Below are 21,934 nucleotides of genomic sequence, written 5' to 3'. Positions count from 1 at the left end.
GGCCCCCAGGGGGACCGGGGCACGTCCGTGTTCCCGGCGCGGGCGGGGCCGGGGTCAGTACGGCCAGGTCCAGTCCCGGATCTCGGCGGGATCCTCTCCGTACTCGCGGGTGTGGGCGCGAGCCCTCAGCCGGCGGTCCATCATGTGCTGACGCAGATGCGCCGACCGCTCCGCCAGTCCGGGAACCCGGTCGATGACATCCATGACCAGGTGGAAACGGTCGATGTCGTTGAGCATGGCCATGTCGAACGGGGTGGTGGTGGTCCCCTCCTCCTTGTAGCCGCGCACATGGAGGTTGTCATGGCCGTGGCGCCGGTAGGTCAGCCGGTGGATCAGCCACGGATAGCCGTGGAAGTTGAAGATGATCGGCTTGTCGGCGGTGAAGAGCGTGTCGAACTCCGCGTCCGACATACCGTGCGGATGCTCACTCGGCGGCTGCAACCGCATCAGGTCCACCACGTTGACCACCCGCACCCTCAGCTCGGGCAGGCACTCGCGCAGCAGGGCCGCCGCCGCCAGCGTCTCCAGCGTGGGCACGTCCCCCGCGCACGCCAGCACCACGTCCGGCTCGGTGCCGGCATCGCTGCTGGCCCACTCCAGGATGCCCAGGCCCCGGGTGCAGTGCGCGATCGCCTCGTCCATCGGCAGCAGGTCCAGCACCGGCTGCTTACCCGCCACGATCACGTTGACGTAGTCACGCGAGCGCAGGCAGTGATCCGCCGTCGACAGCAGCGTGTTGGCGTCCGGCGGCAGGTAGACCCGCACCACCTCGGCCTTCTTGTTCACCACCACATCCAGGAAACCCGGATCCTGATGGCTGAAACCATTGTGGTCCTGACGCCACACGTGCGACGACAGCAGGTAGTTCAACGACGCGATCGGCCGCCGCCAGTGGATCTTCCGGCAGGCCTCCAGCCATTTGGCGTGCTGGTTGAACATCGCATCGACGATATGGATGAACGCCTCGTAGCAGTTGAAAAGCCCATGACGGCCGGTCAGCAGGTACCCCTCCAGCCACCCCTGGCACAGGTGCTCGCTGAGCACCTCCATCACCCGCCCACCCCTGGCGAGGTTCTCGTCGGTGGGCAGGGTCTCGGCGTCCCAGGCCCGGTCGGTGACCTCGAAGACCGCCGACAGCCGGTTGGACGCCGTCTCGTCGGGGCCCATCAACCGGAAGTTGTCGGGGTTGACGGCGATCACGTCACGCAGGAACATTCCCAGCACCCGGGTGGGCTCCGTCGACACCCGGGCGGGAGCCTTCACCTCGACCGCGTAGTCGCGGAAGTCGGGCAGCACCAGCGGCCGCAGTAGCTCACCGCCGTTGGCGTGCGGGTTGGCGCTCATCCGCAGCGGCCCCTCGGGGACCGTCTCCAGGACCTCCGCCACCGGGTGGCCCCTGCCGTCGAACAACTCCTCCGGCCGGTAGGAGCGCATCCACTCCTCCAGCATCGCCAGGTGCTCGGGACTGTCGCGCACTCTGGTCAACGGCACCTGATGCGCCCGCCAGGTCCCCTCCACCGGCAGGCCGTCGACCTCACGCGGCCCCGTCCACCCCTTCGGCGTCCGCAGGACGATCATCGGCAGGCGGTCGGCCCGTCCCTGCCGGTAGTCGGCGATCTGGTCGAACACCCGATCCAGGGTCTCGGCCATCAGCGCGTGCATGACCTCGGGGTCCTCGCCGGAGACGAAGTGCGGACGGTAGCCGTACCCCTCCATCAGCTTGACCAGTTCCTCCTCGGGGATCCGGGCCAGCACGGTCGGGTTAGCGATCTTGTAACCGTTCAGATGCAGGATCGGCAGCACCGCCCCGTCGCAGGCGGGGTCGAGGAACTTGTTGGAGTGCCAACTACCCGCCAGCGGCCCGGTCTCGGCCTCGCCGTCGCCGATGACGCAGGCCACCACCAGGTCCGGGTTGTCGAACGCGGCTCCGTAGGCATGGGCCAGGGCATAGCCCAGCTCACCGCCCTCGTGGATCGACCCCGGTGTCTCGGGCGCGACGTGGCTGGGTATGCCGCCGGGAAAGGAGAACTGCCGGAACAGCCGCTGCATCCCCCGAGCATCCTGCCCCACGTCCGGATATTTCTCGGTATAAGAGCCTTCCAGCCAGGCATGCGCCACCGCCGCGGGACCGCCGTGACCGGGACCGGCGACGTAGATCATGTCCTGGTCGCGTTCGGTGATGATCCGGTTGAGGTGGGCGAAGCAGAAGTTCAGCCCCGGCGTGGTCCCCCAGTGCCCCAGCAGCCTGGGCTTGATGTGCTCGGGTCGCAACGGCTCGGTCAGCAGCGGGTTGGCCAGCAGGTAGATCTGACCGACCGACAGGTAGTTGGCCGCGCGCCAGTAGGCGTCGACGTGCGCGAGTGCGTCCATACATCGACAGTTCCTCCATGGAGGCGTTCCAATCTCGACCTGGCGGACGTGTTCGCCCCGTGTGCCGGGCACGAGCGCCCCCGCACCGGGCCGGAGCCGAGATCTCCACACCACCGTGATCATCTGTGTCCTCTGTCCCATTACCGTATTGAGGTGGAATGTACGAAGATCTCCGTGGCGAGCCGATGGCGCCGTGGCGGTGTTCGAGGATGCGATGGTTCCCCTCGCCGGGAACGTCGGGAGTGAACGATGAGATTTGTCGGGTTCCGGGATGGTCGTCAGGTCCGGGTGGGAGTGCTGACCGGCACCGACCGGGTGGCGCCGCTGGCCGAGGTGAGCGAGTTCTACGAGGACCTGCCCGGCTGGACCGCCAGGGCGCGCGAGCTCACCACCGGCGAGCCCGCGGGTGAGCTCGCGTTGGGCGAACTGAGCCTGGCTCCGGCGGTGACCGGTTCCGCACGGGTGCTGTGCGTCGGGTTGAACTACCGCGAACACGCCGCGGAAGGCGGTTTCTCCACCCCGGAGACACCGACGATCTTCGGACGGTGGACGACGTCGCTCGCGGTCGACGGGACACCCGTGCCGGTGCCGCCGGACGAGGCGGGCCTGGACTGGGAGGTCGAACTGGTCGCGGTGGTCGGTACGGCCATGCGGTGCGTGGACGCGGAGACCGCGCTCGCCGGGGTGTTCGGCTACGCGGTCTTCAACGACCTGAGCGCCCGGCGGGCACAGCGGCTGACCGCGCAGTGGACGCTCGGCAAGAACTCCGACCACAGCGGGCCGATCGGGCCCGTCGTGACCGCCGACGAGGTGGGCGACCCGGCCGGCGGCCTCCGGCTGGTGACCCGGGTCAACGGCGAGGTCGTCCAGGACGGCAACACAAAGGACATGATCTTCCCGGTCGGGCAGGTGCTGGCGCACCTGAGCCGGACGATGACGCTGCTGCCCGGGGACCTGGTGGCGACCGGCACCCCCTCGGGAGTGGGACACGCACGCACCCCGGCGTGGTTCCTGCGACCCGGTGACGTGGTCGAGGTGGAGATCGACCGGCTGGGCTCGGTGCGCAACCCGATCGTGGCCTGGCCGGAGAGCTGAAACGACGTCGCGGGCGTGTCGGCCGGTGCGCTTCCAGATCGCGGTGCGCCGGAACGAGACGCCGTTCGAGGAGAGGAACCCCTGAGTGAGAATCGCCATCATCGGCGGAGGCCTCGGCGGGCTGGCCGCCGCCCTGCTGCTGCGGCAGGCGGGTGTCGAGGCGGTCGTGTACGAGCAGACCGCCGAGCTGCGTGAGGTCGGCGCCGGGATCGTGGTGGGCCCCAACATGGTCCGTCCCCTGGCGCGGGCCGGGCTCGGCGAGCGGCTGGCGTCCTTCGCCGTGCCGCTGGAGGCCGCCTGGGAGTTCCGGCGCTGGCAGGACGGCCGGGTACTGTTCTCCCAGCCGATGGGCGAGGAGTGCCGCCGGCTGTACGGCGCCGACTGCTATGTCGCGCACCGGGCCGACCTGCTCCAGATGCTGCTGGAGGCACTGCCCTCGGACGCGGTCAGGGCCGATCGGAGGCTGGAGACCCTGCGCCAGGACGGCCCCGAGGTCGAGCTGGTCCTCACCGACAGCCGGGGCGAGAAGACGACGGTGACCGCCGACGGGGTGATCGGCGCAGACGGCATCCACTCGGTGGTGCGGCCCGCGGTCGTCGAGGAGGAGCCGCCGCGTTTCTCCGGGCTGTGCGCCTACCGGTGCCTGGTCGAGGCCGAGCACGCGCCGGAGCTGGCGCTACGCCGGGTGCAGACGCTCTGGCTGGGCCCGGGCCGTCACTTCGTCCACTACCCCATCAGGGACAGAAAGCTGATCAACATCGTCGCGATCGTGCCCGCCGGTGAGTGGCGTGTCGAGTCGTGGACCGCCGAGGGACGGATCGAGGACCTGGCACGCGAGTTCGAGACCTGGGACCCGCGGCTGAGGCAGCTGGTCGCCTCGGCCACCGAGACCAGGCGCTGGGCCCTGTACGACCGCAGTCCCCTGGAGCGCTGGACGTCCGGGCGGGTGGCCCTGCTGGGGGACGCCGCCCACTCGATGCTGCCCTTCTTCGGCCAGGGAGCCGCCCAGGCGGTCGAGGACGCGGTGGTCCTCGCGAGCTGCCTGCGCGCCGCCACCCGCGAGACGGTGGCGCAGGCGCTGGTCCGCTACGAGGAGATCCGCCGGCCCCGGGCCTCGCAGGTGCAGCTGATGAGCCGCGGCCGCGAGGTGCAGAACCACCTGCCCGACGGGCCCGCCCAGCTGGAGCGCGACGCGGCCTTCGCCGGCGGCGATCCGCTCCGGCAGAACGCCTGGCTCTACGGCCACGACCCAGAGACGATCATGGCTGGCTGAGGCGGCCGGTTCGCACGCTCCGGTACGCCCCAGGCCCGGCGTCGGAGCCTCCGTCGGGCGGCCGGGGCGCTCAGCGGCGCGCCCGGCCGTTCACGGTCCGGCCGCGACCTCGTCCCGGGGCTCGGTGGACGTCACGGTGGACGTCACGGTGGACGCCCTCGACGGCGGCTGCCTCTCGGCGGCGGTGAGCAGGTCGCGGGCGTGCATGATGGCGGCGGGGGTGTCGGGAAAGATCAGGCCGTCGTGCCGCAGATGGTCGGCCACACCGAGCGCGGCCAGTACCTGATCGTGACCGGGCCGGATGCCGGACAGCAGCACGGCGACGCCGCGGTGTTCCAGATCGGTGATCACCTCTCCCAGCACCCGCGCCCCGGTCGCGTCGAGAGTGGAGACCCGGGACATGCGCAGGATCACCACGCGCGTGTCGGCGACCTCCGACAGCTCCAGCAGGAAACGATGGGCGGCGGCGAACACCAGCGGCCCGTCGAACCGGTAGGCGACGATGTGCTCCCGCAGCAGCCGGTACTCCTCCTCGCTGTGGTCACCGCTCTCCAACGGCACCCGCTGCACCTGCGCGTTCCTGACGATGGCGCGCAGCGCCAGGACGATCGCCGTACCGATGCCGACGGCGACCGCGGTCACCAGGTCCACGGCGACCGTGACGACGAAGGTGAGCAGCATGACGAGCCCGTCACCACGTGTCGCGCGGGCGATGGCGCGCAGCGAGCCGACCTCGACCATCCGCACCGTCGTGGCCAGCAGCACACCGGCCAGCGCCGCCAGCGGGATGTGCCCGACGACTCCGGAGGCCGCGAGCACGATCACCGCCAGCACCACCGCGTGGGTGAGCGCGGCCAGGCGGGAGCGGGCGCCCGAGCGGACGTTGACCGCGGTGCGGGCGATGGCGGCGGTGGCCGGGATGCCGCCGAACAGCGGCACGGCCAGGTTGGCGATGCCCTGGCCGAAGAGCTCGCGGTCGGGGTGGTGTCTCTCGTTGACGCTCATCCCGTCGGCCACGGAGGCGCACAGCAGGCTTTCCAGGGCCGCCAGCGCGGCGACGGCCAGCGCCGAGGGAAGCAGCGCGGCTATCGCGCCGGTGTCGAGGAAGCCCAGCGAGGGGGCGGGCAGACCTGTGGGAAGCGCTCCGACCTGGGCGACATCAAGGCCGGCGAAGACGGTGACCACCGTCGCCAGCGCCACACCGATCAGCGAGAAGGGCAGGCCGGGCCGCAGACGGGTGCCGACCAGCATGAGGGCGGCCACCGCCATGGCCATCACCACGGGCACCGGGTCGGGGGCGGCGGCGAAACGGGCGACGGCCTCGGCGGCCACCCGCCAGACCTGCTCCCCGTCCACTCCCGAGACCCCGAGGGCGGCGGGCACCTGCTGTAGCGCGATCACCACGGCGATCCCGGCGGTGAACCCCTCGATGACCGAGGTGGGGATGAACTGAACGTAGCGGCCGACCCTGGCCACCGCGAGCCCGACCAGCACCACCCCGGCCAGCAGTCCGACCATCAGCACACCGGGTGCGCCGAACTGGTGCACGATCGGCAACAGCACCACGGTCATCGCGCCGGTCGGCCCGGAGACCTGCAGGTTGCTTCCGCCGAAAACCGCCGCGAGCGCCCCGGCGACGATCGCGGTGACCAGGCCTGCCTGGGCCCCCATCCCCGAGCTGACCCCGAAGGCCAGCGCGAGGGGCAGCGCCACGACCGCCACGGTCAGCCCGGCCAGCAGATCCCGCCGCGGATCGCGACGTGCGGGTGTCCAGTCGGCGCGAGTGGGCAGCAGGTCCGACAGGCGGGCCCACCATCGTCCGGCGGCGGTGGACGCGCTCACCCGCGAGCCTCGGCGCGCAGTTCGGCGAGCAGCTCACCCTGCTCGGCGAGCAACTCGGTCAGGATGGATCGCGCCGCGAACATCAGGGTGGCCACATCCGGGGTGGAGAGCACGTACACGACGGTGGCGCCCTCCCGGGTGGCGGTCACGAGCCCGGCACGGCGCAGCACCGCCAGCTGCTGGGAGAGGTTGGACGCCTCGACGTCGATGGCGCTCAGCAGATCCCGCACCGGCAGGGGGCCGTCCTGCAGCAGCTCCAGCACCCGGACACGGACCGGATGGCCGAGGGTGCGAAAGAGCTCGGCCTTGGCCTGGTGCAGTGGCACCGGCATGATCACGCGGCCCCGGCGACTGGCCCGCCACCGGGGGGTCGTACATCGACGCCGTGCCGGGCGGCGATGCGCAGCAGGTTCTCCAGGCGACCGGTCAGGACCTCGACCGCGTAATCGTCGGAGTCCCGGCGCATGAGCTCCAACTCGTCGTCGACATCGGCTATGCGCGCCCTTAACTCCGCCGCGAACTCGCTCTCGCTCACGCCCCCCACCTCCCGTGGATCAGGTCATCCCCCGGCGCCCGGTTTACCGGCACACCCTTCCTGATGATGTGCCAAATTGCATAATTCTTCAAATCGTAATGACGTTGGCTATGATGGCGGGAGCCGTTTTCCACAGGTCCCCGGCCGGTCGGGCCCGATCAATGACGGATCGACCGCCAAGCGGGATACTTGGTGCGGCTACCGCGGGCTGACCTGCGGCGTCAGAGCGCGCCAGCCGGCGATGCGACAGTGACGAGAGGCCGAGCACGGCCTGCGTGAGGGAGTACAGCCAATGGGACGGGGCCGAGCCAAGGCGAAGCAGACAAAGGTTGCTCGCGAGCTGAAGTACAGCAGCCACAGCATGGATCTTGACCGGTTGCGTAAGGAGTTGGGCGCCGGTGACGATACCGCGCCGGAGAGCGAGGCCGACGACCCTGTCGGCGAGCCGACAGGCAGGTAGGGCTGGTTGCGCGGGACTTCGCGGATCGAGGGAACGGCCCGTGTCCCCGAGTACGACGGCGAATCCCGCGCAACATCCTGCAACATCATTGAGGCGACCTGGCAGAGCTGCTTACCGTCACGGTTGTGCGATACCGCCGCAACGGCGGGTCACACCCCCCGCACGGCGCGTCGACGGAGAGCTCTGGCGGGTTCCACCTCATCAAGACGGTGACCGGCTGCCCTTCCCCCCGGACGCCGGGATCCGCCAGTTCACACGCCGTGGCCCCGGGAAGAATCGCCGGCTCCCGCGAGGTCACGCCTCGCCGAGGCGGAAAGTCTCCCTGGGCCACGGCCACCACCCATCGCGTGCGCCGGAGAGTCCTTGACGAACCGCTACGGGGCCCAGTTCGGGCCCGACATCACCTTCCTCGGCGTCGGCCGGTGCTCACTGGACGACCCCGCCAGCTATGCGGGCGCCGACATCGTGATCGTGGGGGCGCCGTTCGACGGCGGTACCTCGCACCGGCCGGGAGCGCGCTTCGGGCCGCAGGCGATCCGGATGACCGACTACCTGCCGCACGACGGAGCGCGTCCCAGCCTGGCGCTGCGCACCGACGGGCTGCGCGACCTGCGCGTCCTGGACGCCGGTGACGTCGAGATGCCGCCCGGCGACATTCTGGCCTCGCTGTCCGCGCTGGAGGCCGCCGTCGAGAAGGTGGCCCGAGCCGGAGCCATCCCGGTGGTCCTGGGCGGTGACCACTCGATCGCCTTCCCCGACGCCAAGGGCGTGGCCAACGTCCTGGGGCACGGCCGGATCTCGATGATCCACTTCGATGCCCACGCCGACACCGGCGACATCGAGTTCGGCTCGCTGTGGGGGCACGGGCAGCCGATGCGCAGGCTCATCGAGTCGGGGGCGCTGCGCGGCGACCGGTTCCTGCAGATCGGCCTGCGCGGCTACTGGCCGCCGCCGGAGACGCTGGACTGGATGGCGGAGCGCTCGATGCGCTCGTACGAGATGACCGAGATCGTGCACCGCGGCCTGACGGAGTGCCTCACCGAGGCCTTCGCCATCGCGACCGACGAGTGCGACGGTGTCTTCCTGTCCGTCGACATCGACGTGTGCGACCCGGGTCACGCGCCGGGCACCGGAACGCCCGAGCCCGGCGGCATCACCGCGCGCCAGCTCCTCGACTCCGTGCGGCGCATCTGCCTGGAGCTACCGGTCGTCGGAGTCGACGTGGTGGAGGTCAGCCCGCCCTACGACCACGCGGACATCACCGCAGCGCTGGCCAACCGCGTGGTTCTCGAGGCGTTGAGCGCCATCGCCCGGCGGCGGCGCGACGCCCGGGACGGTACGGCGTGGAACCCGCTGCTTCCGCTGCTCGCCGACCGCCCGGACCGCTGAGAGGTCTACCTGGTTCTCGGGCGGTTGCCCCACCTGGGCTTGCGGAACAGGTCGCGCCGCTCCAGCAGGTAGACGAGCTTGGCGGCCGCGAGCCTGACGGCCTCCTCGTGCCGGTGACGCTTCTGCGGTACGGCGGCGCTCCAGCGCTCAAGCAGCAGGGCGATCTCCTCGGCGAGTTCGCCGATCACCCGGTAGCGGGTGCTGAAGGCGTAGAGGTCCCCGTGCACCGCGTTCACCAGGTCCTCCTCGACCCGGTGGGCGAGCGGCCTGACCCGGCTGAGGATCCCGGCCTCCATCGCCGGGGTGACCGGCGCCCGGCGGGCGTCGCCCTCGGGCACCATGATGAGGGCCCGGATCCGTGCGACGGCCAGGGCACGCTCGGCCTGTGGGGTCGCGGAGTGCTCGGCGAGGTCCAGGAGGCGGCGGAGGGTCTCCTGTGTCTTGTCGTCGAACATGGAAACCCAATCCGCCTTCGCGTCCGATGTTCTCGCCGGACCGGGAGACCGGGTCTCGGCGTCGGCATCCGCGCATGCCGCGCATGTGCGATCACATGCTATTCGACCCGATGGGCACGGGCGGCTCCCGGTGTGCTCCCTGCTTCCCCCGAAGGTGGCCGCGGCCTCTCGCTCGCGGTGTCCGCTCCCGGCCGCCGGAAGATCCTAAGGGGTGCATGGCAGGGTTTCCCACCTTTTGTCGAATCCGGTATCCGACAGCCCCTCAAGCCTGCTTTTTCCGTTAATAGCCTCACTTCTCGGTTTTTCTGCGAATACAGTCCAGCTCTATCGGACGGCGCCCCCTTCGCGGAAGGGCGGAGGAGAGTGGACGGGGTGGCTCACGGCCATGGATCCGATCGGTGACGATCTGCTCAGAATCATCAGACCGGAGATCGGGTACCGGGAGGGGCCCGGCCGGCACAGCAAGTTCGGCGAGTGGTACGCGGCCAACGTGGTCCAGGACCCGCAGTACGAGACGGCCCCGTGGTGCGCGATGTTCGTCGCCTGGGCCGCGGAACGGGCGGGCGTACAGCAGTACGTCGGGCAGTTCGCCTGGACCCCGTCACAGGCCCGCTGGTTCGAGACGAACGGCGCCTGGTCGCGGACGCCCGAGCCGGGCGCCCTGGTCTTCTTCGACTGGTCGGGCGGCAAGGACATCAAGGGGATCGACCACGTCGGTGTCGTCGAGAGCGTCGAGGGTGGAACGATCCACACCATCGAGGGGAACGTCGACCGGGTCTGGTTGAAGCGCAAGACCCGCGACCAGAGCAAGGTCGTGGGCTACGGCCTGCCGCGCAAGGTCAAGGAGCAGCTGGCGAAAAAGGACGACACCGCACCGCAGCAGAGCGGCCGGATCGAGGTCCGCCCGGCACTCGCCCCGGCCTCCACCACCCTGACCGACGCCTCGGGCACGCTCCCCGTCTCCATGGAGACGGCCGTGGTCGCGGGGCTGCTGACCTTCGTCCTCGGCACGTCGTTCGTCCTGTCCCGGCTGCGTCCCCGCGTCTCGGCGGGACGGCACCGCAGGAGGAACGGGCGGGCGGAACGGCGGACCGGTGGAGGGTCCCGGGGCGGGGCCTCGCTCTTTCCGGCCGGGGCGTCCGAACAGGATCGGGCCGGCGGCCCGAAGACGCTCCGGGTGAGCAGACCGGACTGGGCGCACGAGCCGTACCGCGCGGATCGCCCGCGGTCCGTCACCGGTCTTGCCCCCGAGACCCCCGCCCCCAAGACCCGAGCCCTCGAGACTCCGGCCCCCGAGGCGGAGGCGCGCCGGGCCGCGTGACCTCCCGGCCGGCGAGCACGGACCCGCGGTTGATTAATAAGGTTAGGCAAAGCTAAGTTACTGGGAACGGCACTTCCCAGTAAAGGCGGCATGATGACAGCGGGCGGCGAGCAGACCCTGGAGCGGGCAGCGGGGGTTCCGGTCTACCGGGGCCACCACGTGGAGGTTCTGCGGACGGCACGGCTCAGCCCGAGCTTCGTCCGGGTCACCTTTGGCGGCGAGGACCTGGCGGGCTTCGCCGACAAGGGCTTCGACCAGCGGATCAAGGTGATCCTCCCGCTGCCGGACGGCAGCCTCACCCCCCTGGGCGACGGGGACGACTGGTACCAGCGGTGGCGTGCGCTCCCGCAGGAACTGCGCAACCCGATCCGCACCTACACCGTCCGCGCCGTCCGGCCGGAGCGGCGCGAACTCGACGTCGACTTCGTCCTGCACGGCGAGACCGGCCCCGCGTCCCGGTGGGCGACCCGCGCGACCCCCGGAGACCGGGTCGTGGTGGTCGGCCCCAACGCCGCCTACCCCGGCCCCACCGGCGGCCAGGAGTGGGCGCCGCCCGCCGGGGCGACGCACCTGCTGCTGGCCGGGGACGAGACGGCCGTGCCCGCCATCACCACGATCGCCGAGTCGCTCTCCGGTTCCGTGCCCGCCACGGTGCTGCTGGAGGTCCCCGAGGCCGCCGACGCGCTCACCCTCGACGTCCGCCCGGGTGTGCGGGTCACCTGGCTGCCCCGCGACGGGGCCCGCCACGGCGACCTGCTCGTTCCCGCCGTCCGCGACGCCCTGGGCGCACTCGCCGTACCGGCGGGCACCGCCCCCGATGCCGCCGCCCCGCTGGAGGACGTCGACGTCGACGCGGAGATCCTTTGGGAGGTCCCGGACTCCTCCACGACCGGCGGCCTGTACGCCTGGCTGGCGGGCGAGGCGGGAATGGTCAAGCTGCTCCGCCGCCACCTGGTACGCGAGGCGGGGATCGACCGCTCCTCGGTGGCCTTCATGGGCTACTGGCGGCTGGGACGCGCGGAGAGCGCCTGACCCCGGCGGCAGAGGCCCCGCGGGGCCTTTGCCGTTCCCTGCCCGAAAACCTGCCGACTCCTTGACCCGGGACGGAGCCGACCGGGCGTCCGGGCCGCGTAGCTTGAGGGCATGGGACGCCCGGCTCGCGGCCTGGGAGGGCCGACATGACAGCAGCACGGCCCGACTTTCACGACCCGGCGGGAACCACCGGATACCTGCCCATCGCCGACCACGGACTGATCGGCGATCTGCGCACCGTGGCGCTGGTGGACACCGGCGGCACGATCGACTGGTACTGCTGCCCGCGCTTCGACGCGCCCAGCGTGTTCGGCTCGATACTGGACACCACCCGGGGCGGATCGTTCGAGCTGGGCACCGATGTGCCCGCGAGGACCAGGCAGTTCTACTTCCCGGACACCAACGTGCTGATCACCCGGTTCTCCGCGACCGACGGTGTGGGCGAGATCCAGGACTTCATGCCGGTCGTCGACGACCCCGGCGAGTGCGACCGGCACCGGCTGATCCGGCGGGTGAGATGCGTACGGGGATCCCTGCCGTTCCGGGCACGGGTGGCTCCCAGGTTCGACTACGGCAGGCAGTCCCACGCCCTGAGCATGCGGGACGGCCGAGCGATCTTCGAATCACCGTCGCTCCGCCTGACCCTCTCCTCCACTGCGACCCTGGAGGCGGACGGTCAGGACATACGCTCGGAGTTCAAGCTCAACGAGGGAGAGTGCGCGGTGTTCGCCCTCGACAGGCTCAGCGACGACCTGGCCCCGCGCCCGTGCCCGATCGAGGAGGCCGAGAAGCAGTTCACCGCCACCGTCGCGTTCTGGCGCCGCTGGCTGTCGGCGTCGCGCTACCGCGGCCGGTGGCGGGAGATGGTGCACCGCTCCGCGCTCACGCTGAAGCTCCTCACCTACGCGCCCACCGGCGGGATCGTGGCCGCCGCGACGACCAGCCTGCCCGAGCGGATCGGCGGGGAGCGCAACTGGGACTACCGGTACGTCTGGATCCGCGACTCGGCGTTCTGCGTGTACGCGCTGCTCAGGCTGGGCTTCGGCGAGGAGGCCGAGGCGTTCATGAACTTCCTGTCCAAGCACGTCAGCCACGACTGCGGCGGCCCCTCCGGGCCATTGCAGATCATGTACGGCATCGACGGGCGCACCGACCTGCCCGAGGTCGAGCTGGCCCACCTGGAGGGTTACCGGGGCTCGGCCCCGGTGCGCGTCGGAAACGCCGCCGTGGACCAGCTCCAGCTGGACATCTACGGCGCTCTCCTCGACTCGGTCTACCTCTACGACAAGTGGCACCGGCCGATCTCCAGTGACCTCTGGGAGGAGGTCCACCTCCTGGTGGACTGGGTCTGCGACAACTGGGACCGGCCGGACGAGGGCGTGTGGGAGACCCGGGGCGGGCGCAAGGACTTCGTCTACTCGCGGCTGATGTGCTGGGTGGCGATCGAACGGGCCATGCGGATGGCCGCCCACCGCGGCCTGCCCGCCGCCACCCAGCGCTGGCAGCTGGCCCGCGACGCGATCTACCGGCAGATCATGCGGCGCGGCTGGTCGGAGCAGCTGCGGGCGTTCATCCAGCACTTCGACGACGACGTCCTCGACGCCTCGGTGCTGATGATGCCGCTGACCAAGTTCATCTCCCCCGCCGACCCCAAGTGGCTGTCCACCCTCGACACGCTCGGCGCGAACCTGGTCTCGGACTCGCTGGTCTACCGCTACGACCCCTCGGTCAGCCCGGACGGGCTACACGGGCAGGACGGCACGTTCTCGATCTGCTCGTTCTGGTACGTCGAGTCGCTCACCCGCGCCGGGCGCCTGGACGAGGCACGGCTGGCGTTCGAGAAGATGCTCACCTACGCCAACCACCTCGGCCTGTACGCCGAGGAGATCGGGCAGACCGGCGAGCAGCTCGGCAACTTCCCGCAGGCCTTCACCCACCTCTCGCTGATCAGCGCCGCGTTCAACCTCGACCAGGCCCTGGGCTGACCCCCGGCCACGGCGGGCGGGCGCCGAGAGCCGGACCACCGAGAAGCCTCGGGCCAGCCGGGCCGCTCAGCGGGTGCCCTCCCGGACCGGCGGCTTGACCACGGTCCAGACCGTGACGGGCGCCATGGGCCGCCAGCCGGTGAAGCCACCGGCCGGGGCGGTCCTGCTGATCGCCAGCCGGACCAGGTCTCCCCCGAGTTCCCCCTGCCAGGAGGCCAGAACCGCCTCCGCCTCGACGGTCACCGCGCCGGCCACCAGCCTGCCGCCCGGTCGCAGCGCCTCCCAGCAGCCCTCCACCACCCCGGGAACGGTCACCCCACCGCCGATGAAGACGGCTCCCGGAGCCTTCAGCCCGGCGAGCACGGCAGGGGCGGCACCGGTCACCACGTCGAGACCGGGAACTCCCAGCGCCGCGGCGTTACGGGCGATCACGGCCGCCCGCGAGGGGTCTGACTCCACCGCGACGGCCCGGTTCTCCGGATGGGCACGCATCCACTCGACACCGATGCCGCCCGCCCCCGCACCGATGTCCCACAGCAGCTCGCCCGGGGTGGGGGCCAGCCTGGACAGGACGACCGCGCGTACCTCGCTCCCGGTGAGCCGGCCGTCGTGCTCGAACACCTCGTCCGGCAGGCCGGGCAGCCGGGGCAGCGGAACGGTCCCGGCATCGGCACGGCACTCCACCGCGACGACGTTGAGAGCGTGGGCCACCGGCAGGGACCACTGACCGGCCGCACCGGAGACCACCCGCTCCTCGGCGCCGCCCAGCCTTTCCAGGACCGTCATCGCGCTCGCGCCGTAACCTCGGGCTGTGAGCAACCCGGCGACCCCGGCCGGAGTGCGGCCGTCGGCGCTGAGGACCAGGACCCGGCGACCGTCCTGGACGGCGGGGTGCAGCACCTCGACGGGACGCGCCACGAGGCTGACCACCTCGACCCGGTCGACCGCCCAGCCGAGCCTGGCACAGGCCAGGGAGACCGACGAGGGGTGCGGCAGGATTCGGACCCGGTCGGCACCGAGCAGCCGTACCAGGGTCGCGCCGATGCCGTGGAACATGGGATCGCCACTGGCCAGCACGCACACCCGACGGCCCCGATGGGGCGCGATCAGCCGGGGCAGGGCGGGCAGCAGTGGGGAGGGCCAGACGACGCGCTCGGCACCGGGCTCGGGGAGAAGCCCCAGCTGCCGTGCGCTCCCCATCAGGACCTCGGCGGCGTGCAGCTCGCGCCGCGCCTCCTGGGAGAGCCCGGCCCAGCCGTCGGCTCCGATGCCGACGACGGTGACGAGGTCAGACATCACCCACCCCTTCCCGATGCCGTTCTACCGCTCCACCGGGCGACATGCTAGCCCGGTGCCGGGTCCGGCCGCGGATCACGGCCGGACCCGGCACCGGTCAGCCGTGCACCGGTGCGGCGGATGGGCGCGGGCACGCCGCGGCCACTCAGCTCCCCGGGCTGAAGATGACGTCGTCGGGTGTGATCCGCACCGTGACGCGCTGCTCACCCGGCTTACGGAAGGGATAGGACTCCACGCCGAGATACTTGTTCGCCAGGCCGTCGATGACCTCGTCCGCGCCCTCCAGCTCCAGCCGGGCCTTCCCCGAGACGCTGACCAGGTGATAGTCGTTCTTGGGATCCAGGACGCTCACCGACACGCGCGGGTCCTCGCGCAGGTGGCGCTCCTTGGCCCGGCCCACGGCCGTGTTGAAGACGACATCGTCTCCGTCGACGTCAACCCACACGACCGTGCTGTGCAGCGAACCATCCGGCCTGACGGTGGTCACCCAGGCATGAATCGGCTGCTTCAGCAGATTCTTGGCGTCTTCACTCAGTTTTCCCACGGGAACCTCCACCTCATGAACGATGTCTACCGAACTGTAGGCCAGTGCTCCGGCGTTCACGCCGGGGGTGAGGGCCCATGCGGGAGTGCCCGCCAGGGCTTGAGCGTGCCCTGGCCTTGCGTGCCCATGAGCAGGCCGGCCCACACGGGTCGTTTCCGCTGTTCGGTGTCCTGCTCAAGGACCGCAAGCGGTACGCCGCCCATACTTGCGGCGGAGGAGGAACCGGACCACAAATGCCCGCCCCACAGGCGCCGGCGGACGTGAGCACTGTATTCCTTAGCGCAGCATCCGCGCCCAGAGGCCCTGCGGATGACATGACGTCCGGCGCCTACCTCGGGGTTTGAATTCCACCGCAGTGACCTGAACCAAACGATACGATCACGGCGTGGAGCCGGTGAAGCGGACTCGGGCGCACGTGGCGCGACTCGACCTCAACGCGGAGCAGGTGGTGGTGCTGGACGCTCAGGCGCACACCGCTCGCGCGCTGTGGAACCTGCTGCATGAGTACTTCACCTTCCGCCAGGGCCGGTTCGCGACGGTGAAGGACTGCGACGCGGCGATCCGCACAGCCCGCCGCGAGATCGACTGGATGGGCCAACTGCCCGCCCAGGCGGCGCAGGCGGTGCTGAGAACGTATCGGCAGGCGTGGGCGAATTTCTTCAACCCCGACCATCCCGCCAGGCGGCCCACGTTCAAGGGCCGACTGCGGACCCGGTTGGCCGTGGACGTCCCTCAAGCCCGCGATCTGCAGATCAAGCGGGTCAACCGGCGGTGGGGGGCGATCAATCTGCCCAAGGTCGGGCGGGTGCGGTTTCGGTGGACCAAGGACCTGCCCGGCATCGCCAAAGGCGGCCCTGCTGGGCGGATCACCGGGGCGCGGTTGGTCAAGGATGCCCACGGCTGGCAGGTCGTGTTCCGCACCGAGGCCCTAGCCGAACCCGCCGCCGCCCACCAGGGCCCGCGGGTCGGCGTCGACCGGGGCATCACCGTCGCCCTGGCCCTGTCGGACGGCACCATGCGTGAGCACGCACCCTGGCTCACCCCGGGGGAGAAGGAACACCTGCGCCGGTTGGAGAAGACGTCGGCTCGTCGGCGTGTGGCCCGGCCGAAGAAGACCCGCCCCTCGGGGCGGGAGCAGCGCACCTATGACCAGATCGCCCGGCTGCGCGCGAGAGCCAAGCGCCGAGCCGTGGACTGGCAGCACCGGACCACCACCGAACTCGCCGCCACCTTCGCTGTGATCAAGGTGGAGAACCTGTCCATCGCGAACATGGTCCGCTCGGCCAAGGGCACGATCGAGGCCCCGGGCAGGAACGTCGCCCAAAAGGCGGGGCTGAACCGGTCGATCAGCGGTGAGGCGTGGGGCCGAACCGTCACCCTGCTCGAATACAAGAGCGCCGACCGGGGTGGACAGGTCGTCAAGGTTCCCGCCCCGGGCACCTCACAGACGTGCCACCGATGTGGTCACCGTGATGCGGCCGGCCGCGACAAAACCGTGTTCGCCTGTACCAACCCCGCGTGCGGTTGGGTCGGCCACGCCGACACCAACGCCGCGATCAATATCAAGAACGCCGTCGGAACGCCGGTGTCAGGACGTGGAGACCTCGGGGTTACCCGGTCTGCGAAGCGTCAACCCCCGCGCGCCGCCTGACCGCGACGCGACGGGAGAGTCTCCGGCCCCCGGGCCGGGGAGGAGTTCAAAGGGCAGTCGAACATCGATCATGCGTGATCGATTCCACCTCCTCGGAGAAAACCGCCGGTGGTTCGCGGAACCGGGCACGCGTGGGCGAGACCGAAAGGGTGACGGTCATCGCGGATTCACGGGCGGATCCGGCGCGGAATCCACGTCGGCGACGATCCTTTCACGGCAGGACCGCGCACCCGGTCGCCACCCCCTCGGCAGACGGCATCCTGGTAGACATGAGTTATCGCATATGCGTGGTGTGCATGGGAAACATCTGCCGGTCACCGATGGCCGAGGTCGTGCTGAGAAAGACCCTCGACGAGCACGGCCTCGGAGGTCGCGTCACGGTCGACAGCGCGGGCACCGGCGACTGGCACCAGGGGAATCCGATGGACGCACGGGCCGCCGAGGTGCTCGCCGACCACGGTTACGACGGCTCGCGGCACCGAGCCCGGCAGTTCCTGCGTGACTGGTACGGCCAGGTCGACCTGGTGCTGGCCATGGACACCCACAACCTGAGCGCCCTGCGCCGCCTTGCCCCCGAGGGCGCGGACGTGCGTCTGTTCCGCTCCTTCGACCCCGTGGCCCCGGAGGGCTCCGAGGTGCCCGATCCCTACTACGGCGGGCGCGCGGGTTTCGCCGAGGTACTGGAGATGGTCGAAGCCGCGAGCAGGGGACTGGTCGGGCATCTGTCGATCACTCTCAGATGAGACCTCCCGGGTACTGCTGTTCGATCTTGTCGGGAAGTCGCCGGAGCCATCGCCTTTACAAAGTAAGCCACAGACTCGGCATCCGGGGAGATCACACGTCCCTGCGGGTGAGTGCGACGGCGGCCGCGGCGAGCGCGACGACGACGTACAGGGACATCACCGCCAGCGCCGCGGGCGGTGACAGCCCGATCCCGGCGGTCGCGTCGCCCAGGCCGACCGCCAGCGGCGGCTCGCCCACGGCCTGGACGGTCAGGTCCTCCAGCAGCACCGAACCGATCCTGGCGTTCCACGGGTCGGGCAGCAGGAGCACGAACCTCGGGAGCACGTACAGGTACACGACGACGGCGGTGATCGCCCCTGCGGTGGAGCGCAGCACGGCGCCCGCGCCGAGCCCGACCATGGCGAGCACCAGCACCGACAGTCCCCCGGCGAAAATCTTCGGAAACTCCTGCGCCAGTGGCGTGCCGAAGCCCGGGATCGGGCGGGCACCGATGATCAACCGGCTGGCGAAGAAGGCGATGAAACCGCTCGCCTGCCCCACCGTGAACGCGACGGCGGCCACGACCGCGGCCCTGGCCGCCAGCACGACTCCCCGCCGCGGCAGCACCGTGAAGCTGGTGCGGGCCATGCCGGTGGCGTACTCGGAGGTGAACGAGAGAACGCCGAGCACGGCCATGCAGATCTGCACCGGCATCAGGATGATCTGCTCGGGGCGCGCCGCGCGCAGGGTGAGCCGCCCCTCGGGCGGCAACCCGTCCCAGAGGCTGCCCACGTACAGGGTGAACACGGCCGAGAGCACGACGAAGAACGCGACGGCCGCCAGGACGTACCAGGTGGAGCGGACCGTGCGGAGCTTCAGCCACTCCGCGGCCGGCACGTCGACGGCCGTCGGGCCCCCCGATCCCTCGCGCCGCGACAGGCCGGTCATCGCCCGCCCGCCCGGTACTCGACGCTGTCAGCGGTCAGCTCCATGTACGCCTCCTCCAGGGAGGCGCTGCGCGGGGTGACCTCGTGCAGGGCGAGGCCGCCCCCCGCGGCCAGGTCACCGATCGCCGCGACGGCCAGCCCCCTGACGACCAGTCCCCCGTCCGGCTCCGTCTCGACCCTCGCCCCGGCGGCCTCCAGTACTCCGGTGAGCTCGGCGGCCCGGGGGGAGCGCACCAGCACGCCCCGGTCATGGCGGGCGGCCAGCTCTCCGACCGTGGTCTCGGTGACCAGCCTGCCGCGCCCGATGATCACGAGGCGGTCGGCGGTGAGCTCCATCTCGCTCATCAGGTGGCTGGAGAGCAACACGGTGCGTCCCTCTGCGGCCAGCGAGCGCATCAGATGGCGGATCCATCGCACGCCTTCCGGGTCGAGCCCGTTGACCGGCTCGTCGAACATCAGCACCCCCGGGTCGCCGAGCAGCGCCGCCGCCGTTCCCAGCCGCTGGCGCATGCCGAGCGAGAAGCCACCGACCCGCCTGCGGGCGACTCCGGCCAGGCCCACCTGTTCCAGGACGTCCGTCACCCTGGAGAGCCCGATCCGGTTGCCGCGCGCCAGGCAGCGCAGGTGGTCGAGCGCGCTGCGGCCGCCGTGCACCGCGTTCGCGTCGAGCAGCGCGCCGACCTCGCGCATCGGGTGGCGCATCGTGGCGTAGCGGCGCCCGTTGACCAGCCCCTGCCCCGAGGTGGGTGCGTCCAGGCCGAGCAGGACGCGCATGGTGGTCGACTTGCCCGCGCCGTTGGGGCCGAGGAAACCGGTGACCAGACCCGGTTTCACCTGGAACGACAGCTCGTCCAGCACGGTTTTCTCACCGTAGCGTTTGGTCAGCCGCATGATTTCGATCATGTCGTCGAGGCTCTCGCGGAGCGGGCCGCGCCCGCGTCGGCCCATGGCGGGCAATTCGCGGTCGGCCCCGGGTCCGACGGCAGCGGCCACGGCCCGGAAAGGTGGGCCCCAGGGATGACGTCCCCGAGGTGGAGGCGGCGACACGACCCCTGCGGATACCGTTCCAGCGTGGACGACTCACTCTTCCTGCGCCGCTGGAGTCATGACCGGCTCGTCCGCCTCGATGTCGTGGCTGCCGCCGGATACGCGGTCGCGCTCCTGCTGTTCGCGGCCGAAGTCCCGGATCCGGCGGTGCCCGCCTGGGCGGAGTACCTGCTCCTGGCCGGGATGACCCTGCCGCTAGCGGTGCGGCGGCTGTGGCCGCTCACCGTCTTCTGCGCCGTCCTCGCGACGTCACTGGCATCCGTCCTTCTCGGCCTGGTGCACGACAGGTTCGCGGCGGCGGCTTTCGCGATCTACATGGTGGCACTCACCCGGCATCGGCCGCGCGGGGAGCCCACCCTCGCCATCGGCGTCTGCAGCGCGGTGGCCGTCCTGTTGCTGTCGGTGGCGGGCGTCCCCGGCCCGTCGCCGGACATCCCCGGGGTGCTGCTGGGAGGGGTGGCCTTCATCGGCGGCGCCTGGATCGCCGGCCGCGTCGTGCGCGAGCGCCGGGCGCACGCGATGCGGTCGGCCGAGCAACTCGCCGACCGGGCGGTCACAGAGGAGCGGCTGCGGATCGCCCGCGAGCTGCACGACGTGGTGGCGCACAGCATGAGCCTGATCGCCGTCAAGGCGGGCATCGCCAACCATGTCGCCGCGGCGCGGCCCGAGGAGGCCGCGGACGCGCTGCGCGTCATCGAGGCCACGAGCCGGAGCGCGCTGACCGAGATGCGCCGGCTGCTGGGCGTGCTCCGCTCCGATCTCGACGCGGGGCCCGGCCTCGCCCCCTCCCCCGGCCTCACGGATCTCGCCGCGCTGGCCGGGCAGGCGGCGATGGCCGGGGTCCACGTCGAGCTGGACGTCCGGGCGACCGGCCTGCCGGAGGGAGTGGAGCTGTCGGTCTACCGGATCGTCCAGGAGGCGCTGACCAACGTCGTCAGGCACGCCGCCCCCGCCCGTTGTCGGGTCTCGGTCGAGGCGTCGGCGGGCGAGGTCAGGGTCGAGGTCGCCGACGACGGGCCCGGCGAGCGGATGCTGCCCGGCGGCCGGGGACACGGGTTGGTCGGGATGCGCGAGCGGGTGGCCGTGTACGGCGGCAGCCTCACGGCCGGGCGCCGTCCTGAGGGCGGGTTCGGGATCTCGGCGCGCATGCCGTACGGGGAGGCACCGTGATCCGGGTGCTCGTCGCGGACGACCAGGCGCTGCTGCGCGGAAGTTTCCGGCTGCTGGTGGACACCGCTCCCGACCTGGTGACGGTCGGCGAGGCCGGGACGGGTGCCGAGGCGGTGGAGCTGGCGCGCGGTGAGTCGCCGGACGTGGTGCTCATGGACGTGCGGATGCCGGATATGGACGGCATCGAGGCGACCCGGCGTATCTGCGGCCCCACGGGCGTCCCGGGGGTGCGCGTGCTCATCCTCACCACGTTCGACCTGGACGAGTACGTCCACGCGGCACTACGGGCAGGTGCCAGCGGCTTCCTGCTGAAGGACACCCCGCCGGGCGATCTGCTGGCCGCGATCCGGGTGGTCGCCTCCGGCGAGGCGCTGCTCGCCCCGACGGTGACGCGCCGGCTCATCGCCGAGTTCTCCCGGCTCCCGGAACCGGCGCGCCCGGTGGCCCGCGAGCTCGAGGGGATCACCGGGCGGGAGCGCGACGTTCTGGCGCTCATCGCCCGGGGGTTGTCCAACGCCGAGATCGCCGAGCACCTGACCCTGAGCCTGGCGACCGTGAAGACGCACGTGGGCCGGCTGCTCGGCAAGCTCGGCGCGCGCGACCGGGCCCAGCTCGTCATCGTCGCCTACGAGACGGGGCTGGTCACGGCCGCGCGGCCGCCCCGCTGAGGCGTGTCCCGCGGGTCCTCGCCGTGGCGGGGATCCGCCGGCTGGGCGCCCGGCAAGGCGGAGGAGGAGCTCATGGCGGAGACGCCGCGAAGTGCCATCCGAGCGACCTCGGCAGGCGGAGGGATCCGTGG

The 21,934-nt window shown here is 71.2% G+C and carries 20 protein-coding genes; 11 read left to right on the top strand and 9 right to left on the bottom strand.

Translation table 11 applies throughout. The annotated features are described in order from the left end of the window. Positions 1–54 precede the first annotated feature (54 nt). Positions 55–2,370: a phosphoketolase family protein gene (locus ACFQVD_RS08020; RefSeq protein ID WP_343973383.1), complete on the bottom strand. Its 2,316-nt coding sequence runs from the start codon at positions 2,368–2,370 to the stop codon at positions 55–57. A 249-nt stretch (positions 2,371–2,619) separates the two neighbouring features. Here ACFQVD_RS08020 and ACFQVD_RS08015 point away from each other — a divergent pair, with 249 nt between their 5' ends. Both ACFQVD_RS08015 and ACFQVD_RS08010 read left to right on the top strand, forming a co-directional pair. Beyond that, the gene (locus ACFQVD_RS08015) at positions 2,620–3,465 is read left to right on the top strand and encodes a fumarylacetoacetate hydrolase family protein (RefSeq protein WP_343973379.1); all 846 of its coding nucleotides are present in this window, start codon (positions 2,620–2,622) and stop codon (positions 3,463–3,465) included. Positions 3,466–3,550: 85 nt separating this feature from the next. After that, complete coding sequence (locus ACFQVD_RS08010) at positions 3,551–4,738, top strand: FAD-dependent monooxygenase (RefSeq protein WP_343973376.1); 1,188 nt, start codon at positions 3,551–3,553, stop codon at positions 4,736–4,738. Positions 4,739–4,828: 90 nt separating this feature from the next. On the opposite strand, the gene ACFQVD_RS08005 is transcribed toward ACFQVD_RS08010, so the two are convergent. Genes ACFQVD_RS08005 through ACFQVD_RS07995 form a run of 3 tightly spaced genes read right to left on the bottom strand, consistent with a single transcriptional unit; the run spans position 4,829 to position 7,115 of the window. After that, positions 4,829–6,580: a SulP family inorganic anion transporter gene (locus tag ACFQVD_RS08005; RefSeq protein WP_343973373.1), complete on the bottom strand. Its 1,752-nt coding sequence runs from the start codon at positions 6,578–6,580 to the stop codon at positions 4,829–4,831. Continuing rightward, positions 6,577–6,912 carry an ArsR/SmtB family transcription factor gene (locus tag ACFQVD_RS08000; protein WP_343973370.1) on the bottom strand — a complete coding sequence of 112 codons (336 nt, stop codon included), beginning with the start codon at positions 6,910–6,912 and terminating at the stop codon, positions 6,577–6,579. The genes ACFQVD_RS08005 and ACFQVD_RS08000 overlap by 4 nt, the downstream gene beginning before the upstream one ends. A 2-nt stretch (positions 6,913–6,914) precedes the next feature. Then, positions 6,915–7,115, bottom strand: coding sequence for a hypothetical protein (locus ACFQVD_RS07995; RefSeq protein WP_343973367.1), 201 nt, complete (start codon positions 7,113–7,115; stop codon positions 6,915–6,917). A 292-nt stretch (positions 7,116–7,407) separates the two neighbouring features. On the opposite strand from ACFQVD_RS07995, the gene ACFQVD_RS07990 reads away from it, so the two are divergent. Together ACFQVD_RS07990 and speB are read left to right on the top strand one after the other, a co-directional pair. After that, a complete protein-coding gene (locus ACFQVD_RS07990; RefSeq protein WP_084195352.1) occupies positions 7,408–7,575 on the top strand; it encodes a DUF3073 domain-containing protein in 168 nt (55 codons plus the stop codon). Positions 7,576–7,938: 363 nt separating this feature from the next. Continuing rightward, positions 7,939–8,964 (top strand): agmatinase, encoded by a 1,026-nt coding sequence (gene speB / locus ACFQVD_RS07985; RefSeq protein WP_343973359.1) that lies wholly within the window; start codon positions 7,939–7,941, stop codon positions 8,962–8,964. Positions 8,965–8,969: 5 nt separating this feature from the next. Here speB and ACFQVD_RS07980 read toward each other — a convergent pair whose 3' ends face one another. Beyond that, positions 8,970–9,419 (bottom strand): hypothetical protein, encoded by a 450-nt coding sequence (locus ACFQVD_RS07980; RefSeq protein ID WP_030911451.1) that lies wholly within the window; start codon positions 9,417–9,419, stop codon positions 8,970–8,972. A gap of 385 nt (positions 9,420–9,804) precedes the next feature. Between ACFQVD_RS07980 and ACFQVD_RS07975 the strand changes: the two genes are divergently transcribed. From ACFQVD_RS07975 to ACFQVD_RS07965, 3 genes are all read left to right on the top strand, one after another. Further along, complete coding sequence (locus ACFQVD_RS07975) at positions 9,805–10,740, top strand: CHAP domain-containing protein (protein WP_343973351.1); 936 nt, start codon at positions 9,805–9,807, stop codon at positions 10,738–10,740. 90 nt (positions 10,741–10,830) lie between these two features. Then, a complete protein-coding gene (locus ACFQVD_RS07970) occupies positions 10,831–11,772 on the top strand; it encodes a siderophore-interacting protein (protein ID WP_364152833.1) in 942 nt (313 codons plus the stop codon). Between the two features lie 146 nt (positions 11,773–11,918). Further along, entirely contained in the window at positions 11,919–13,757 is a 1,839-nt protein-coding gene (locus ACFQVD_RS07965; RefSeq protein ID WP_343973345.1) for a glycoside hydrolase family 15 protein, read from the top strand. Positions 13,758–13,823: 66 nt separating this feature from the next. Here the strand turns inward: ACFQVD_RS07965 and cbiE are convergent, their stop codons facing one another. Beyond that, positions 13,824–15,053, bottom strand: coding sequence for a precorrin-6y C5,15-methyltransferase (decarboxylating) subunit CbiE (gene cbiE / locus ACFQVD_RS07960; protein ID WP_343973342.1), 1,230 nt, complete (start codon positions 15,051–15,053; stop codon positions 13,824–13,826). Positions 15,054–15,198: 145 nt separating this feature from the next. After that, complete coding sequence (locus ACFQVD_RS07955) at positions 15,199–15,597, bottom strand: TIGR03618 family F420-dependent PPOX class oxidoreductase (protein ID WP_343973339.1); 399 nt, start codon at positions 15,595–15,597, stop codon at positions 15,199–15,201. A 385-nt stretch (positions 15,598–15,982) separates the two neighbouring features. On the opposite strand from ACFQVD_RS07955, the gene ACFQVD_RS07950 reads away from it, so the two are divergent. Together ACFQVD_RS07950 and ACFQVD_RS07945 are read left to right on the top strand one after the other, a co-directional pair. Next, on the top strand, positions 15,983–17,248 hold the full coding sequence (locus ACFQVD_RS07950; protein ID WP_343973337.1) for an RNA-guided endonuclease InsQ/TnpB family protein: 1,266 nt from the start codon (positions 15,983–15,985) through the stop codon (positions 17,246–17,248). Positions 17,249–17,517: 269 nt separating this feature from the next. Then, positions 17,518–17,991: a low molecular weight protein-tyrosine-phosphatase gene (locus tag ACFQVD_RS07945; RefSeq protein WP_343973334.1), complete on the top strand. Its 474-nt coding sequence runs from the start codon at positions 17,518–17,520 to the stop codon at positions 17,989–17,991. A gap of 91 nt (positions 17,992–18,082) precedes the next feature. Here ACFQVD_RS07945 and ACFQVD_RS07940 read toward each other — a convergent pair whose 3' ends face one another. Beyond that, positions 18,083–18,919, bottom strand: coding sequence for an ABC transporter permease (locus ACFQVD_RS07940; RefSeq protein ID WP_343973331.1), 837 nt, complete (start codon positions 18,917–18,919; stop codon positions 18,083–18,085). Next, entirely contained in the window at positions 18,916–19,821 is a 906-nt protein-coding gene (locus tag ACFQVD_RS07935; protein WP_343973328.1) for an ATP-binding cassette domain-containing protein, read from the bottom strand. The genes ACFQVD_RS07940 and ACFQVD_RS07935 overlap by 4 nt, the downstream gene beginning before the upstream one ends. A gap of 168 nt (positions 19,822–19,989) precedes the next feature. On the opposite strand from ACFQVD_RS07935, the gene ACFQVD_RS07930 reads away from it, so the two are divergent. Next, entirely contained in the window at positions 19,990–21,135 is a 1,146-nt protein-coding gene (locus ACFQVD_RS07930) for a sensor histidine kinase (protein ID WP_386270734.1), read from the top strand. Further along, positions 21,132–21,803: a response regulator transcription factor gene (locus ACFQVD_RS07925; RefSeq protein ID WP_343973319.1), complete on the top strand. Its 672-nt coding sequence runs from the start codon at positions 21,132–21,134 to the stop codon at positions 21,801–21,803. Before ACFQVD_RS07930 ends, ACFQVD_RS07925 begins: the two co-directional genes overlap by 4 nt. Positions 21,804–21,934 lie beyond the last annotated feature (131 nt).

The sequence above is a fragment of the Streptosporangium amethystogenes subsp. fukuiense genome (genome assembly GCF_042665875.1).
Lineage (GTDB): Bacteria > Actinomycetota > Actinomycetes > Streptosporangiales > Streptosporangiaceae > Streptosporangium > Streptosporangium fukuiense.
This window is presented reverse-complemented; position numbering and strand designations above follow the sequence as displayed.

Coding starts and splice junctions, on each gene's coding strand:
- ACFQVD_RS08020 (WP_343973383.1), bottom strand. CDS start 2,370: ATGGACGCACTCGCGCACGTCGACGCCTACTGGCGCGCGGCCAACTAC.
- ACFQVD_RS08015 (WP_343973379.1), top strand. CDS start 2,620: ATGAGATTTGTCGGGTTCCGGGATGGTCGTCAGGTCCGGGTGGGAGTG.
- ACFQVD_RS08000 (WP_343973370.1), bottom strand. CDS start 6,912: ATGCCGGTGCCACTGCACCAGGCCAAGGCCGAGCTCTTTCGCACCCTC.
- ACFQVD_RS07990 (WP_084195352.1), top strand. CDS start 7,408: ATGGGACGGGGCCGAGCCAAGGCGAAGCAGACAAAGGTTGCTCGCGAG.
- ACFQVD_RS07980 (WP_030911451.1), bottom strand. CDS start 9,419: ATGTTCGACGACAAGACACAGGAGACCCTCCGCCGCCTCCTGGACCTC.
- ACFQVD_RS07975 (WP_343973351.1), top strand. CDS start 9,805: ATGGATCCGATCGGTGACGATCTGCTCAGAATCATCAGACCGGAGATC.
- ACFQVD_RS07970 (WP_364152833.1), top strand. CDS start 10,831: ATGATGACAGCGGGCGGCGAGCAGACCCTGGAGCGGGCAGCGGGGGTT.
- ACFQVD_RS07965 (WP_343973345.1), top strand. CDS start 11,919: ATGACAGCAGCACGGCCCGACTTTCACGACCCGGCGGGAACCACCGGA.
- cbiE (WP_343973342.1), bottom strand. CDS start 15,053: ATGTCTGACCTCGTCACCGTCGTCGGCATCGGAGCCGACGGCTGGGCC.
- ACFQVD_RS07945 (WP_343973334.1), top strand. CDS start 17,518: ATGAGTTATCGCATATGCGTGGTGTGCATGGGAAACATCTGCCGGTCA.
- ACFQVD_RS07940 (WP_343973331.1), bottom strand. CDS start 18,919: ATGACCGGCCTGTCGCGGCGCGAGGGATCGGGGGGCCCGACGGCCGTC.
- ACFQVD_RS07935 (WP_343973328.1), bottom strand. CDS start 19,821: ATGATCGAAATCATGCGGCTGACCAAACGCTACGGTGAGAAAACCGTG.